At 47.8% G+C, this 14,594-nt stretch carries 14 protein-coding genes; 5 read left to right on the forward strand and 9 right to left on the reverse strand.

Going from position 1 to position 14,594, the window contains the following annotated elements:
• Window positions 1-119 precede the first annotated feature (119 nt).
• The gene (locus tag EYR25_RS12545; protein WP_133182852.1) at window positions 120-1,073 is read left to right on the forward strand and encodes an adenosylmethionine decarboxylase; all 954 of its coding nucleotides are present in this window, start codon (window positions 120-122) and stop codon (window positions 1,071-1,073) included.
• A gap of 234 nt (window positions 1,074-1,307) precedes the next feature.
• Here EYR25_RS12545 and bcp read toward each other — a convergent pair whose 3' ends face one another.
• Window positions 1,308-1,781: a thioredoxin-dependent thiol peroxidase gene (gene bcp, locus EYR25_RS12550; RefSeq protein WP_133180443.1), complete on the reverse strand. Its 474-nt coding sequence runs from the start codon at window positions 1,779-1,781 to the stop codon at window positions 1,308-1,310.
• A 3-nt stretch (window positions 1,782-1,784) separates the two neighbouring features.
• Window positions 1,785-2,336 (reverse strand): glycine cleavage system transcriptional repressor, encoded by a 552-nt coding sequence (locus tag EYR25_RS12555; protein WP_023265816.1) that lies wholly within the window; start codon window positions 2,334-2,336, stop codon window positions 1,785-1,787.
• Between the two features lie 171 nt (window positions 2,337-2,507).
• Here EYR25_RS12555 and dapA point away from each other — a divergent pair, with 171 nt between their 5' ends.
• The 4 genes from dapA (at window position 2,508) to EYR25_RS12575 (ending at window position 9,027) form a co-directional block, all read left to right on the forward strand.
• On the forward strand, window positions 2,508-3,392 hold the full coding sequence (gene dapA, locus EYR25_RS12560) for a 4-hydroxy-tetrahydrodipicolinate synthase (protein WP_133180445.1): 885 nt from the start codon (window positions 2,508-2,510) through the stop codon (window positions 3,390-3,392).
• 3 nt (window positions 3,393-3,395) lie between these two features.
• The gene (bamC, locus tag EYR25_RS12565) at window positions 3,396-4,493 is read left to right on the forward strand and encodes an outer membrane protein assembly factor BamC (protein ID WP_023265818.1); all 1,098 of its coding nucleotides are present in this window, start codon (window positions 3,396-3,398) and stop codon (window positions 4,491-4,493) included.
• Between the two features lie 359 nt (window positions 4,494-4,852).
• Window positions 4,853-5,935 carry an efflux RND transporter periplasmic adaptor subunit gene (locus EYR25_RS12570; protein WP_133180447.1) on the forward strand — a complete coding sequence of 361 codons (1,083 nt, stop codon included), beginning with the start codon at window positions 4,853-4,855 and terminating at the stop codon, window positions 5,933-5,935.
• Window positions 5,932-9,027, forward strand: coding sequence for an efflux RND transporter permease subunit (locus tag EYR25_RS12575; RefSeq protein ID WP_133180449.1), 3,096 nt, complete (start codon window positions 5,932-5,934; stop codon window positions 9,025-9,027). Before EYR25_RS12570 ends, EYR25_RS12575 begins: the two co-directional genes overlap by 4 nt.
• A 72-nt stretch (window positions 9,028-9,099) precedes the next feature.
• On the opposite strand, the gene EYR25_RS12580 is transcribed toward EYR25_RS12575, so the two are convergent.
• The 7 genes from EYR25_RS12580 to EYR25_RS12610 all read right to left on the reverse strand — a co-directional run bounded on the left by EYR25_RS12580 (window position 9,100) and on the right by EYR25_RS12610 (window position 14,573).
• Window positions 9,100-9,534: a GNAT family N-acetyltransferase gene (locus tag EYR25_RS12580; protein ID WP_039977362.1), complete on the reverse strand. Its 435-nt coding sequence runs from the start codon at window positions 9,532-9,534 to the stop codon at window positions 9,100-9,102.
• Window positions 9,535-9,635: 101 nt separating this feature from the next.
• Window positions 9,636-10,391, reverse strand: a complete 756-nt coding sequence (locus EYR25_RS12585; protein ID WP_133180451.1) for a sulfite exporter TauE/SafE family protein — start codon at window positions 10,389-10,391, stop codon at window positions 9,636-9,638.
• Between the two features lie 222 nt (window positions 10,392-10,613).
• Entirely contained in the window at window positions 10,614-10,925 is a 312-nt protein-coding gene (locus tag EYR25_RS12590) for a cytoplasmic protein (RefSeq protein WP_133180453.1), read from the reverse strand.
• A gap of 31 nt (window positions 10,926-10,956) precedes the next feature.
• The gene (locus EYR25_RS12595) at window positions 10,957-11,559 is read right to left on the reverse strand and encodes a DJ-1/PfpI family protein (RefSeq protein ID WP_133180455.1); all 603 of its coding nucleotides are present in this window, start codon (window positions 11,557-11,559) and stop codon (window positions 10,957-10,959) included.
• A 116-nt stretch (window positions 11,560-11,675) separates the two neighbouring features.
• Entirely contained in the window at window positions 11,676-12,695 is a 1,020-nt protein-coding gene (locus EYR25_RS12600) for a hypothetical protein (RefSeq protein WP_243729881.1), read from the reverse strand.
• 393 nt (window positions 12,696-13,088) lie between these two features.
• Window positions 13,089-13,745: a 3-oxoacid CoA-transferase subunit B gene (locus EYR25_RS12605; protein WP_133180459.1), complete on the reverse strand. Its 657-nt coding sequence runs from the start codon at window positions 13,743-13,745 to the stop codon at window positions 13,089-13,091.
• 123 nt (window positions 13,746-13,868) lie between these two features.
• Window positions 13,869-14,573 carry a CoA transferase subunit A gene (locus tag EYR25_RS12610; protein WP_133180461.1) on the reverse strand — a complete coding sequence of 235 codons (705 nt, stop codon included), beginning with the start codon at window positions 14,571-14,573 and terminating at the stop codon, window positions 13,869-13,871.
• Window positions 14,574-14,594: the final 21 nt, after the last annotated feature.

The following is a 14,594-nucleotide window of genomic DNA, read 5'->3' on the forward strand; positions in this document are numbered from 1 at the left end:
GGTTACCAGTCTAAAAATGAGTTCGCTCGCTTAAACGAGTGTTGCCAGTGAACGATTAATGACTGCTATACCAATAGATAGATGCCCAAACACAGGGATAAGATGAGGCGAACGGCTTGATGTTTTTTGAAGGCGCGGAAAAAAAGCTTGAGATCAGACTCACCCCCAATATGGCATCACTACGTCAACAAGAGTGCGGTTTTTGGTGTACTTTGGTGGCCTGTGCCAATGCGGAAATCCTGTCTACAATCCGTAATCCTGCCTGCGATGCCTATCTGTTGAGTGAATCCAGTCTGTTTGTCTGGGATGATAAAATTTTGCTGCTCACCTGCGGTAATAGCACCTTAGTGGATGCCGCCTGCCATTTTATTAACGCCGTTGGTGTAGAGCATATTGCCGCGCTCTGTTATCAGCGCAAGAATGAATACCAAGCCCAGCTTCAAAGCACGAGTTTTGTGGACGATATCGCTAAATTGCGGACTTTGATCCCCGGAAAAGCCTTTCGAGTGGGCCATTTAGACTCACATCATCACTATTTGTTTTGTACCGACAATCTGTTTTGTATAGACAACCAAGCTATGCTCTCAACCGAGACTTGCTTAGAACTCATGATGTATCACATCCGTGGCGAGCTGGCTGATTACCTCAAACAGCCGTCACAAACTGAGCTGGGGATTTATCAACGCTTAGGTTTGCAGCAACTCTTCCCTAACTTTCAATTTGATATGCACTGTTTCCAGCCTACGGGATTTTCGTTGAATGGGATACGTGGAGCTGACTATATTAGCATACATATCACGCCATCGACGGGGCAGGGGGATAGCTCCTACGTCAGCTTTGAGACAAATCTGGATTTGGCTGTTTACCCCTATCCCCTAGTTGCCCAAATGATTAAGCTATTTATGCCCTCAAGTTGGGATCTGATCCGTTTTAACCAGCCGCTTATCACTGCTGGTTTTCCTGAACATTTATGTTTAGCACATGGTTCAATTGTGACTGAGCAAGGCTGCCAGATTGACTTTAATCACTATCAACAGCCTGAAACTGAAGCATTACAGCCTGTCTTCCTATAATCTTTTTCCGAATTGAGCTGGTTGTTCAATGGAACAATCGATAGCGAAAGTCGCTGGATGATAAGTGGATTTTTTCGCCACAAGCTGAAAATTTTTCATGAAAAATGGCCCTAATTTCGGGCCATTTAATGTTTGAGTGCGATTTTTTTGTACAATTGAACCTGAAAAGTTCAAACCGAGCCGTTAGTTATGCATTGACCATCATTCAGTAAATGCCTTGCTTAGCATTTACTGTTATTGCTGAGCTGCAATTTGTGCCAGCACCACTTGGTGATGATCGCTGGTTTTAAACTTATCAAACACATGGGCAATGGTGCCGTCGGTATTGATGAGGAAACTTAATCTATGGATACCATCATAGATTTTGCCCATAAACTTCTTCTCGCCCCACACGCCAAAGGCATCGGCCACGCTGTGGTCTTCATCGCTGAGTAGGGTAAAGTTAAGTGACTGTTTTTCAGCAAACTTGGCTAGTTTAGCTACAGGATCTGGGCTAATGCCAAGCACAGTCACTTTGTGGCTGTCGAGTTCGGCTTTGCTGTCGCGTAAACCGCAGGCTTGTACTGTGCAGCCTGGGGTTGAAGCTTTAGGGTAAAAGTAGACTAAAACCGGGCCACGCGTTAAGCATTCTTGTAGGGAAACAGCATTACCCTGTTGATCTTGAAGGGTAAATAGCGGCGCTTTGGCGCCAGCAGTTAATGTATTCATCAATTATCCTCTGTCGTTTCTTGAGGTCGTGCCTTCCATGCGTCGAATGGTGCAATCCAGTGCCATCTCCTCGGAGAGTTGATAGATACTCTTTTCGAGCTTTTCTAGTTCAACTTTTTCAGGAATATTGATGGTTAACGAAATCGTCTGCGTTTGCTCGCCGTTGTCGAGTTCTTCCGAGAAGGAGCGGACTGCTGCCAAGTCTAAGGAACGGTCGGCAAGGAACTGGGTAATGCGCTTCATGGTGCCGCGTTGATCCTTACCAGTAAAGCGTACTTCGAGGCGTGAAAGGTAATTTTGCGGCGTATGTTTAGAGGTGCGCTTCATCACTGTCATCAGTTCTAATTCAACACTAAGACTCGGGAGCAAGCTTTCAATTTTCGTTATGGATGCCCACGAACCTGACAACATCATGATTAAGGTAAATTCGTTACCAAATAATGCCATACGGCTGTCGACGATATCGCAGTCACAGTCGCTGGCAAGCCGAGCTAGTTTACTTACGAGTCCAGGACGGTCTACGCCCATTGCGGTTACGACCAGGAAATTGGTCATGAATTGTCCTCACTTTTTCGATATCATAGAGCGAAAACTCAGGGTTAGTGCCGAGTTTTTGTGCGGGATGTAATGCTACCATAACTAATTCAATTTGAGACCCCCGTTAATGCTTGTCATTAATGGTTGGCATCAGTACCATAGCGAATCCTGAAATTTTGGGGAAGTCAGATGATAAACGGAAGCATCGTAGCCTTAATCACGCCAATGAACAGTGATGGCTCAGTAGATTTTGCAAGTCTTGAAAGGTTAGTCGAATTCCATATTGACCAAGGCACAGACGCTATCGTCGCCGTGGGCACTACTGGCGAGTCAGCGACTCTGCCAATGAATGAGCACGTTACTGTGGTCGCGCAAACCGTTAAGTTTGCTGCTGGTCGTATTCCTGTGATTGGTGGTAATGGTGCAAATGCCACTGCAGAGGCCATCGAACTCACTAAGTCTTTATCAAAAGTAGGGGTTGCCGCCATGCTCGGTGTGACTCCTTACTACAATAAGCCAACGCAAAAGGGCTTAGTTGCACACTACAAAGCGGTGGCAGCGAGCACGGATATTCCCCAAATTCTGTATAACGTTCCCGGACGCACCGCCGTTGATATGAAGCCCGAAACCGTGGCTGAATTGGTGAGTGTAAGCAATATTATTGGCGTTAAAGAAGCCACAGGCGATGTATCTCGCGTTAAGCGCCTACGTGAGCTTTGTGGTAATGACTTTATGTTGTACAGCGGCGATGACGCCACGGCGAGAGAGTTTTTACTCCTTGGCGGTAATGGCGTGATTTCGGTTGCCAACAACATAGTGCCAAAAGCCTTTAAAGCCATGTGTGATGCAGCACTTGCTGGCAATGCCGAATTAGCAGCGAGTATTGATGAGCCGCTGCGTGGTCTGTACAGCACACTGTTTTGTGAAGCTAACCCAATCCCTGTGAAGTGGGCCGCTCACCGTATGGGACTGATTGAGTGTGGCCATATTCGTTTACCTTTGACTGAACTTTCTGAGCAATGTCATGGTCTGTTGTTAGATGCAATGACTCGTGCCCAGATAGAGGTTAAATAATTAATGTTAAAGAAAGTCACCCCGCTGTTTCTAGTTGCTGCTGTTGCAGCTTGTAGTACGCCATTAGAGCGTCGCCAAGCTAACGGTGGTGAAGACTATGTGCAGGCTGAGCAAGCGCCAATGCTAAAAATCCCTGAGGGATTAAAAACGCCGCCATACAATAAGGAATTTGAAGTGCCAGCCTTAGGTCCTAAGGCAAATCCTGCACTTATTGGTAAAAACCTCGATATCCGTCCACCACTGCAAGTGCTGCCAATGGCAGAAGGCACTCATGTGGAAGAGGGCAGTGATAATATCAAGATCGTGGTTGAATCGATTGATAATAGTGTCGATCTTAAGCAAGAGATCTTCACTAACTTAGACGGTTTCTTTGCAAAACAAGCGATTCCTATCCGTAGTCGTGATTTCGATAAAGGTAGTATCGAAACCGATTGGATTGAAAACCGTGAAGTTTTAGAGTCCAGTCTCTGGGGGTCAGATAAAGAGTATCTACTGCGTCAGCGCTATCGCTTCGATGTAGAAACTCGTCCACACGGTCGTACTGCAAACATCGTTATCCACTTGGTTGAACACCAAGAGTTTTATGATGGTAAAGAGCAGGATGTTTTACTCAGTGGTGAAGATAAGCAGCGCTACACCATTGATATGCTAAATAGCGCCATTGCCTACATGAGCGTTAAACGTGAGCAAGCCATTCAAGCTAACCGTTTGAAGCAGACCTTAGGGATCAATGTGGATTTAGTGACGCCTGAAGAAGGTGCCGCTTATTGGTCAGCTAAAGCGCCTTACAAGCAAGTATGGGATCGTCTACGTATCGTGCTGCCAGAAATGGGCTTTGAAATAGCCGATATGGATAGCGCTAAGGGCCTGTACTTCATCAAGTTTACCGACAACTCTGGTTTCTGGAGTTCGTTGTGGAACGACAATCAATTGTCCTTGAAGGAAGGCAGTTACCGTTTATTACTCGAAGACGGTGATAGCCCAGAGGAAACCAAAATCCTGCTGCGCGATGGTGAAGATCAACCGTTGTCGAATGATGTCGTAACTAACGTGTATAAGTCACTGTCAGATCTGATGAAAGAAGAGCGCAAACTGCGCTAATTCTATCTCTGTCAAAAAAGGGCGATTTATCGCCCTTTTTTGTGCCTGCTATTTGAGCACCGCTGTGCGTTATCTATACAGAATGGTGTTTCAGGATATTTCTGGCATATATCAATATTTACAGCATGGTTTTAGATAAACTGATTTGAATTTTGATATTTGTTGAAGTAATTCACTAAATACACCAAGTATCCTACTGTGTTATTAATCCTGTTCCCCCTTTCTGACTCAAATCGCTATTTATTACACAATTTGCGCATTTGCCGTAATTTGTAAGAAAAAGTAAAACGTATTGATGCAATGATGCGAGTGGGTAAACTAGCCGTCACTAATGCGAGTCATCATCATTTGGAAGCCAGATGAAAAAAATCATAATTATCATCGCCATTTTTGCTGCGGGCTGGTTTGGATACCAAAGTATGCAACCCCAAGAGACGCAGCAAGCAAAAGTTAAGCTCACCCCTAATGTGGTCATCGCGACGGCCGCCATGGCCCCAGTGCGTGACGAAGTCGAAGCCATAGGCACCAACAAGGCATATGAGTCTGTGACTATCACGCCTAAAGTCACCGATGTGGTTACTTCGCTCAAGTTTGATGATGGCGATATCGTCAAGAAGGGCGATTTATTAGTGCAACTGCAAAATGCCGAGCAAATTGCCAAAGTGAAAGTGGCGCAGGTGAAGGTGAGCGATAACCAGCGCGAATTAGCGCGGATCAGCTCTCTGGTGACCAGCCGCACAGTGGCGGAGCTAGAGCGTGACCGCCTGCAAACCTTAATCGATACCGCCCGCGCCGAGTTAGAGCAGGCGCAATCCTCCCTGAATGATCGCAGCATAGTGGCGCCCTTTAATGGTCGTTTAGGCCTGCGCCAAGTGAGTGTGGGTAGTTTAGTGACTCCGGGGACGGAGATCACCACACTCGATGATATCTCTAAGATTAAATTAGACTTTTCGGTGCCTGAGCGCTTTATTCAAGACCTGCAGCCAGGCAAGCAAGTCGAAGCTAAAGCCGTGGCATTCCCCGATGAAATTTTTAACGGCAAAGTGATTTCTATCGATAGCCGTGTAAACCCAACCACTCGCGCCGTGATTGTTCGCGCCGAAATCCCAAATCCTGATTTACGTTTACTGCCCGGCATGCTGATGAAGGTGAAACTCATCAAACGCAGCCGCGAAGCCTTGATGCTACCTGAGTCGGCGATTATCCCGATCCAAAAAGAGCACTTTGTTTACAGCGTCAATAAAGACAATGTGATTGAGCGTAAGCAAGTCACTATTGGTATTCGTACCCGCGGCTGGGTTGAAATCCTCGGTGGTTTAGAGATTGGTGAAAACGTGGTGATCCGCGGCCTTCTAAAGGTACACCCTGGTGATGTGGTGAAGACTCAATTGGCTGAAAAGTTTAGCTATCTTTCCGATGCTAATACGGAGCCAAGCGTATGATCCTGACAGATCTTTCCGTTAAACGGCCGGTATTTGCCTCGGTTATTAGCCTATTGCTGGTGGCCTTTGGTTTAGTGGCATTCGATAAGTTACCGCTGCGGGAATACCCTAACATCGATCCGCCAATTGTCTCGATTGAAACCAACTATCGCGGCGCCAGTGCGGCCGTGGTCGAGAGTCGTATCACCCAGCTGATTGAAGATAGGATCAGCGGCGTCGAAGGTATTCGCCATGTGAGTTCATCGAGCAGTGATGGTCGCTCGCAGGTGACCTTAGAGTTTGATATCAGCCGCAACATTGAAGATGCGGCCAACGATGTGCGCGATAGAATTTCGGGCCTGTTAGATAACTTACCCGAAGAAGCCGATCCCCCAGAGGTGCAAAAGGCCAACGGTGGCGATGAAGTGATTATGTGGCTCAACTTAGTGTCGGATCAAATGACCACATTAGAGCTGACCGATTACACCCGTCGCTATTTATCCGACCGTCTATCTGTAGTGGACGGGGTGTCGATGATCCGTATCGGTGGTGGCAAGGTCTACGCCATGCGCGTGTGGCTCGACAGACAAGCCTTAGCATCCCGAAGCCTTACTGTGGCCGATGTTGAAGCTGCGTTAAGGGCTGAAAACGTTGAGTTGCCTGCCGGTTCGCTTGAGTCTAAGGAACGTCACTTTACCGTGCGTTTAGAGCGTAGTTATCGCACCGCCGAGGACTTTGCCAATTTGGTGATTTCCCAAGGTGAAGATGGCTATCTCGTCAAACTTGGCGATGTGGCTAAGGTGGAAATTGGCTCAGAAGAAGAGCGCATCATGTTCCGCGGCAACAAGGAGGCCATGATTGGTCTTGGGGTGTCGAAACAGTCGACCGCCAACACTTTAGAAGTGGCCCGCGCCGTTAACGCCTTAGTCGATAAAATCAATCCAACCTTACCCGCTGGCATGTCGATTAAACGCAGCTACGACAGCTCAGTGTTTATCGAAGCCTCGATTAAAGAGGTGTACCAAACCCTGTTCACCGCCATGGTGCTGGTGATCATCGTGATTTATCTGTTCCTTGGCAGCGTGCGCGCTATGTTAATCCCCGCGATTACTGTGCCCGTGTCTTTGCTCGGCACGTTTATCGTGCTCTATGCGCTAGGATACACAATCAACCTGTTGACGCTGCTGGCGATGATCCTCGCCATCGGTATGGTGGTCGACGATGCGATTGTGATGCTGGAGAACATTCACCGCCGTATCGAAGAAGGGGATTCGCCCTTAAAGGCGGCATTCTTGGGCGCCCGTGAGGTGGCCTTTGCGGTTATCGCCACCACCTTAGTGCTAGTGGCGGTATTTATGCCGATCACTTTCCTCGAAGGGGACTTAGGTAAGCTCTTTAAGGAGTTTGCGGTGGCCATGAGCGCAGCGGTGATCTTCTCCAGTATCGTGGCTTTAACCTTAAGTCCGATGATGTGCTCTAAGCTGCTTAAACCGGCGTCGCAGGATTCGTGGTTAGTGCGTAAGGTCGATAGCATTATGACCGGCATTTCCCACAGCTATCAAAGCTCGCTTGAAAAAGCGATGACAAAACCTGTGCTGATGTCGGTTATTGTGTTGATTGCCCTTGGTAGCAGCGTGCTGCTCGCCCAAAAAGTGCCGCAGGAGTTTGCGCCGCAGGAGGATCGGGGTTCGTTATTTTTGATGGTAAACGGGCCACAGGGCGCGAGTTACGAATATATTGAATCCTACATGAACGAAGTGGAAAACCGTTTAATGCCGTTGGTGGACTCGGGCGACATTAAACGCTTGCTGATCCGTGCTCCCCGTGGCTTTGGCCGCGCCGCCGACTTCTCTAACGGGATGGCGATTATCGTGCTCGAAGATTGGGGACAACGTCGCCCGATGAAAGAAGTGATAGGCGATATTAACAAGCGCCTCGCCGATTTAGCCGGTGTGCAGGCCTTCCCTGTGATGCGTCAAGCCTTTGGCCGCGGCGTGGGTAAGCCAGTGCAGTTTGTGATTGGTGGCCCAAGCTACGAAGAATTGGCGCAATGGCGCGACATTATGATGGAAAAGGCGGCGGAAAATCCTAAACTGCTTGGCCTTGACCACGACTATAAAGAGACTAAACCGCAGCTTAGAGTGGTGATTGACAGGGACAGGGCGGCCAGCCTTGGGGTATCGATTTCCCATATCGGCCGTACTTTAGAGTCGATGTTAGGCTCGCGTTTAGTCACCACCTTTATGCGTGATGGCGAAGAGTACGATGTGATTGTGGAAGGGGAGCGCAGTAACCAAAATACTGCGGCCGATCTGCAAAATATCTATGTTCGCTCCGAACGGACGAAGGAGCTGATCCCATTATCCAACTTAGTTACGGTAGAAGAGTTTGCCGATGCCAGTTCCCTTAACCGTTACAACCGTATGCGGGCGATCACCATTGAGGCCAGCTTGGCGGATGGTTATAGCCTAGGTGAAGCGCTGGATTACCTCAATCAAGTGGCGCGTGCTTATCTTCCCGCGGAAGCGGTGATCAGCTATAAGGGACAATCCCTTGATTATCAAGAATCTGGCAGCTCAATGTACTTTGTGTTCCTGCTGGCGCTGGGGATTGTGTTCTTGGTATTAGCAGCGCAGTTTGAAAGCTATATTCACCCTATGGTGATCATGCTGACGGTACCGCTGGCCACAGTTGGCGCCTTAATTGGGCTGTGGTTTACGGGCCAGAGTCTGAATATCTACAGCCAGATTGGGATTATTATGTTGGTCGGTTTGGCGGCGAAAAACGGTATTCTGATCGTCGAATTTGCCAACCAGTTGCGGGATAAGGGCGTCGATTTCGACCGCGCCATTATTCAAGCCTCTTGTCAGCGTTTACGCCCCATCCTAATGACGGGGATTACCACTGCCGCGGGCGCAGTCCCTCTGGTATTGGCAACGGGTGCGGGTGCAGAAACCCGCTTTGTGATTGGTGTGGTGGTGCTTGCGGGCATTATGCTAGCGACGCTGTTTACCATTTATGTGATCCCAACTGCTTACGGTCTCTTTGCCCGTAACAGCGGCTCGCCAGAAGCCATTGCCCAGCAATTAGAAAAGGAGTTGGCGCAGGATTAATCCCACGCTAACGCTTAGCCCAAATAGGCGCTTGAGTACACTTAAGCGCCTATTTTATTTGGTTAACTCTATTCATTTACCTTCGATAGCTTGAATATAGCGAAAGGAGGTTTTCTCAAAGCCAATGGACTCGTAGTAGGCTTGGGTTTTCTCGCGGCGCATAGAGGTGGTGACCTCAAGCTGGCAACAACCTCGCTTACTTGCTCTGTCTTTGGCAAAGTCAATCAGTTGCGTCCCCACACCTAAGCCTCGACTGGCCTCAGTCACCACTAAAGCAGTAATGCGGCAGATTTGCTGCTGCGAGGGAAAATAATCAAAAAAGATCAAACTTATCAACCCAGCCACAACTCCCTCTGACTCTGCGAGATAGATTTCATCCGATCTTTTAGGAGCATCGAGATACTGCTGTAACTGCGGCTCGGTGGCATTGTAACCCAGCTGTAACAGTAAGCTAGTTATGGCATTAAGGTCGGCTATTTGTGCTTGTCTAATCGAAATGGCGCCCATCATACTTCCTTATTTTGTCCAGTATCTAGATTTCTATTAAGCAGGTAGTCTGCCAATACATGACTCTTGAGGTTGGCATATCTTAGGCTAACGCAAAGGGGTTAACGCATAAAAAATCCCACACTCATGGCTAAACCGACAAGCACTATAAAACCCCGCAACAGGGATTGGGGAATGCGATAAGCCAGCGCTGCGCCAAGATAGCCGCCGACAATCGCCATAATGGCAAGCAGTAACAGATATTGTCCATCAATCAGATTACCTAGGGCGTAAATCACCACGGCAATGGTGGTGAGTAGGGCGGAGAGTAAATTTTTAAGCCCGTTCATCCCATGTAATTGGGTTTGGCCGAGTAACCCAAAGGTGGCGAGTAAAATAATCCCTAATCCCCCGTTAAAATAACCGCCGTAAATACAGACGATGAAGATAATCATCATTGCCGTCAGTGGCTTGACGGTATTCACACGGGGGATGCTGGCATTCGCTAAGCGATTTTTCAGTAACCAAGGTCCGGCGATAAAGGCAAGTGTGGCCAGCAAAATCAGCCAAGGGACAAGATAAGCAAATACTTGCTCGCTGGTGCTTAGCAGTATCGCCGCGCCGAGGCATCCGCCAGCTATCGCAATCAGGCAGAGGGTTTTTAAGCTAAGATTTGCAGGATATTCAATCTCTTTTCGAAAACGCCATGCACTGGCAAGGTAGCCAGGGAGCAGGGCGGCGGTGCCCGTAGCGTTGGCCATCAGTGGTGGCACGCCGACAAACACAAGGGCAAATAAGGTGATAAAGCTGCCGCCGCCCGCCACCGCATTTAACATGCCGCCGAGTAAGCCTGCGAGGGCGATCAGTAACCAATCCATAGTGAATGCTCCGCTGCCATTGACCTGTTGAACGAGAACGTCAATTGCTTATAAAAACATCACCTTAACAGTAAGTCACTCAGATGAAAAGCCATCAATATTGCTAAGTCGCGGCAGATTAATGGCTTTGTTATGGGCGTGCTAAATCGGTTTAGGCATAAAACCTTGGCATTTAGTGCTATACAGTTAAATTATCGAAAGTTATTCAGACTTATGATGCCTTTATTCAGCGTGAAACAGTCCTGACTCAAAAATCACCGTAGCGATTGCCAAATGTTGATCGCTAAATACTTCTTCTCCCCAGCAATGTTGCCCACGCTCTTGATAGTACACATGGTAACTGGCATTCGATGGCGTAGCGACGCAGTACCAACCATCAAACGTCTGCTTGCTAAAGTTGACCCAATACTGCGCATCCGCCTGTTTGATCTGCTGAAGTAGCGCTTCATCTTGCGACAATAGCGCCGCAAGTTCGGCTGCGCTGGTGATCTTGTGCTCGGTTTTTAACTGATTGAGTAGTGCTTTGAGTGTCATTATTGAAGCCCTTTTATCCAGAGGCGCAATATTAGCGAATGGCTGAGGCAATCGAGGATTCGATTAAAGCGTCAAAAACATCGGCTTGGCCTGCAGGGATCAGTTGCCGGTGAATTTCGCGGCGCTTTGCACTGTCAAATAAACGCTCTGCAACCCAACCCGTTAAATAGAGTGAGGACAGACAACCTCCCGCGGTGGCAATATTGCCATTGACCACCAGAGCAGAGTCTTCCACCTCCACACCCATGGCTACCAATGCGGGTTTGGCATCGGGGTGCGTTGTTGCCGAGATATTGTCGAGTAAGCCTAACTTGGCAAAAAAGAATGAGCCCGCACAAATACTGCCAAGCAATTGCCGTGCGGGATCTAATTTAAGGGCCGACATAAACTCAGGATCCGCAAGTGCGGCAGGTACGCCTTTGTAGCCACTGCTGAATAATACCACATCAGCATCGGCGACTTGCGCGACATGACCATCGGTTTCTACCGTCATCCTCAAACTCGACCTGTGGCTAGGTTTGGTTCCGAGCACTTTGACTGTCCAATCGGTTGTTGTGCGGCCGAGAATATCGCGCATTAAAAAGAAATCGATATCAGTAAATTCATCGAATATCACAATCGCAATCTGGTACATCCTTTGTCCTCTTGTTTGCATTGGGATGACTTAAGGCTTGAATAGGCTCAGCCTTAAGTCTGGGTTATCAATATGGGTTATTGTAATGCATGGTTAATCAACATCTTAACTAGCACTTACGATGGATGCCGCTTGGCAAAAATAGCATGGGCATTAAAATCTTGGCTTTGCATTCTGGTTAATGTCTGGGTTAACACTTCATCGGCCGCATCTTCAATCTGCAGGATCTTCTCTGCTGCGACATAGTCGCTAAAGGCTGTGGAGACTTGCTCAAACAACGCTGTTATATCGCCAAATGCGGGATGACTGAATTGCGGGTTAGGTAACCCCTTAAGGGATCGCAGTTTTAGAAGCATTAACGCAGTCAATGGTAAATATGCGTGTGGCCCACTATCAAACTCAAAAAAGCACTTTTTATCGCCGATAACTGCTTGCTCTACCTGATGGTCACACAGGGTTTGCAACATAGTGCTGATGAATTCGATATCCTGTGTGTCCCAGTTATCTAAAAAGGGCGCATAGGGGAAAGGAGCCGTTTTTCGCAATGTCACTTGCACTTCACTAGTAAAAGGCGGCTCAATAACACCCAAATATCGCCCATATAACAACACCAAAAAATCACCGATAAACCCGTGGGAACGAATTATCCAGCCAGCGCGCCAGGCGGTGGCGTTCGCATTATATAACTCATCCGCTTCAGCTTTTAGTCCTGCTAACAACATAATCACAAGCTGAAATGCTCGTTCTGTTGCCCACATGGCATTAGCAATCTCACCTTTTGTTTCAATCTCGCGGTAAAAACGATAGTAGTCAATCGCAGTATCAAAATAACCATATGCTAGTGAGCACATCAATGGCTTAGCTTCAAGTATACCTGATTCAATATAGGTAAGTTGGGCCAGATAACCCCAATGGCGTTTGGGTACACCAAACTCAGCCCGAAATAATTGCCATTGACGAAAATCCTTATCGAATTCACGGTATTGCTTTACTCTTTCAAAACTATCAGTCTTCCCGCTATTGATATAATCGGTTAGTAGATGTTGATTGCGGGGAAATACATCTTGAGCATAATCGCGCATATGCTTACGACTGCGGCTGCGTTTATTGAGAAATTTAGCTAACAACTTGAGCATCCTTAGTATTTAGGCTGCGGCAAGTTTACCGCAACTGCATACAAGGTGGCTAACTGTGAAGTAAAACGACTGGATAGGTCATCTATCCAAACGATTTGTAAAGCAGGGGTGAATATGCAGAGCATTGCAGCAAACTGCGCTGATGCGTTGGCGACCATCGAAAAAAGGGACTTTTTCGTTGAGCCCCCAAGGATGGGTTTACGGCGTGTCGGCAGAGCATAAGTGCTGTTGCACTCGACAGTTAAGCAAAGCAATAAAAAGCCCAGAATCCTCTTCTGGGCTTTTTAAAACTAAAAAATCGGTTAACGCTCAACACTTTTTAAGCTAAAGCTTCAATCTAACGTAAGTTTCAAGCTTTATCGCTATAGGTTATTTGCACACGTTAAAAAACGCTTAAAACACCATCTGTGGTACATGATCTGGCACGATTAATTTGCCAGCGGTTTTGCTGACAATTTCTTCAACGCTGACACCGGGGGCGCGCTCTAACAGATGGAAGGCACCGTCTTTAATCTCGATAAAGGCTAAATCGGTAACAACACGTTTGATACAACCGTAGCCTGTGAGGGGCAATTCGCACACGGGTAACAGCTTAGAGTTACCGTACTTATCGGCGTGCATCATAGTCACGATAATATTTTCGGCACCCGCCACTAAATCCATTGCGCCGCCCATGCCCTTGATAAGCTTGCCCGGGATCATCCATGAGGCGATAGAACCATTTACATCGACCTCAAAGGCGCCGAGTACGGTTAAGTCAACATGGCCGCCACGGATCATGGCAAAGCTTTCGGCGGAAGAGAAAAACGAGGCACCTTTTACCGCGGTAACGGTTTGTTTGCCGGCGTTAATTAAATCCGGATCGATAGTTTCTTCCATCGGAAATTCACCCATGCCGAGCAGACCGTTTTCCGATTGCAGCATCACTTCCATACCTGCGGGAATATAGTTGGCCACGAGCGTGGGAATGCCAATACCGAGGTTGACGTAGTAGCCGTCTTGTAATTCTTTGGCAACGCGCTGTGCCAGTTGTTCTCTTGATAATGCCATGATCTTTATCCTTCCTTTACCTAGAGCCGCTATTAGCCTCAATTTTTTGTGCTTTTACTTGGGGCTCTAGTTTGAGCCAAGACTCTGTCGCTTTAGCTTGCGTTGTTAATCGTTCAGCGTTGCTTATTTCGCCGCTTTTACCGTGCGCTGCTCGATACGTTTCTCGAACTTGCCTTGGATGACGCGATCAACATAAATGCCGGGAGTATGGATATGATCAGGATCGAGCTCGCCCGGCTCCACAATAAACTCAGCCTCCACTACCGTGATTTTGCCCGCAGTCGCCATCATAGGGTTAAAGTTAGCGGCGGTTTTGCGGAACACTAAGTTACCCATAGTATCGGCCTTCCAGGCGCGAACGAGGGCAAAATCGGCGGTCAGAGATTCTTCTAACACATAGTGACGGCCTTTGATTTCACGGGTTTCTTTACCTTCCGCCACGGGGGTGCCGAAGCCAGTGGCGGTGAAAAATGCCGGAATGCCAGCACCGCCGGCGCGGATTTTTTCCGCCAGCGTGCCCTGCGGCGTTAAAATCACATTCAGTTCGCCCGAGAGCATTTGCTGTTCGAAGGTGGCGTTCTCACCCACGTAGGAGGCGATCATGGTCGAAATCTGGCGATGTTTTAACAATAAGCCCAGACCGAAATCATCCACACCGGCATTATTCGAAATGGCGGTTAAGCCTTTAACGCCCATCTTAACCATTTGATTGATTAAGCCTTCAGGAATACCACACAGGCCAAAACCGCCAACCATAATGGTCATATCATCGGATAAACCTGTTAACGCTTCTTCATAGCTGCTGACGACTTTATTGAGTCCTGCCATTTTGATGTCCTTTAAATTGTT

Origin of the sequence: Shewanella decolorationis (assembly GCF_004354305.1) — a bacterium.
GTDB lineage: Bacteria > Pseudomonadota > Gammaproteobacteria > Enterobacterales > Shewanellaceae > Shewanella > Shewanella decolorationis.

What these genes read in the sequence shown, in the direction of transcription:
- dapA (WP_133180445.1), top strand. Translation starts at nt 2,508, where the DNA reads ATGATAAACGGAAGCATCGTAGCCTTAATCACGCCAATGAACAGTGAT.
- bcp (WP_133180443.1), bottom strand. Translation starts at nt 1,781, where the DNA reads ATGAATACATTAACTGCTGGCGCCAAAGCGCCGCTATTTACCCTTCAA.
- bamC (WP_023265818.1), top strand. Translation starts at nt 3,396, where the DNA reads ATGTTAAAGAAAGTCACCCCGCTGTTTCTAGTTGCTGCTGTTGCAGCT.
- EYR25_RS12580 (WP_039977362.1), bottom strand. Translation starts at nt 9,534, where the DNA reads ATGGGCGCCATTTCGATTAGACAAGCACAAATAGCCGACCTTAATGCC.
- EYR25_RS12585 (WP_133180451.1), bottom strand. Translation starts at nt 10,391, where the DNA reads ATGGATTGGTTACTGATCGCCCTCGCAGGCTTACTCGGCGGCATGTTA.
- EYR25_RS12595 (WP_133180455.1), bottom strand. Translation starts at nt 11,559, where the DNA reads ATGTACCAGATTGCGATTGTGATATTCGATGAATTTACTGATATCGAT.
- EYR25_RS12555 (WP_023265816.1), bottom strand. Translation starts at nt 2,336, where the DNA reads ATGACCAATTTCCTGGTCGTAACCGCAATGGGCGTAGACCGTCCTGGA.
- EYR25_RS12575 (WP_133180449.1), top strand. Translation starts at nt 5,932, where the DNA reads ATGATCCTGACAGATCTTTCCGTTAAACGGCCGGTATTTGCCTCGGTT.
- EYR25_RS12590 (WP_133180453.1), bottom strand. Translation starts at nt 10,925, where the DNA reads ATGACACTCAAAGCACTACTCAATCAGTTAAAAACCGAGCACAAGATC.
- EYR25_RS12570 (WP_133180447.1), top strand. Translation starts at nt 4,853, where the DNA reads ATGAAAAAAATCATAATTATCATCGCCATTTTTGCTGCGGGCTGGTTT.
- EYR25_RS12610 (WP_133180461.1), bottom strand. Translation starts at nt 14,573, where the DNA reads ATGGCAGGACTCAATAAAGTCGTCAGCAGCTATGAAGAAGCGTTAACA.
- EYR25_RS12600 (WP_243729881.1), bottom strand. Translation starts at nt 12,695, where the DNA reads ATGCTCAAGTTGTTAGCTAAATTTCTCAATAAACGCAGCCGCAGTCGT.
- EYR25_RS12545 (WP_133182852.1), top strand. Translation starts at nt 120, where the DNA reads ATGTTTTTTGAAGGCGCGGAAAAAAAGCTTGAGATCAGACTCACCCCC.
- EYR25_RS12605 (WP_133180459.1), bottom strand. Translation starts at nt 13,745, where the DNA reads ATGGCATTATCAAGAGAACAACTGGCACAGCGCGTTGCCAAAGAATTA.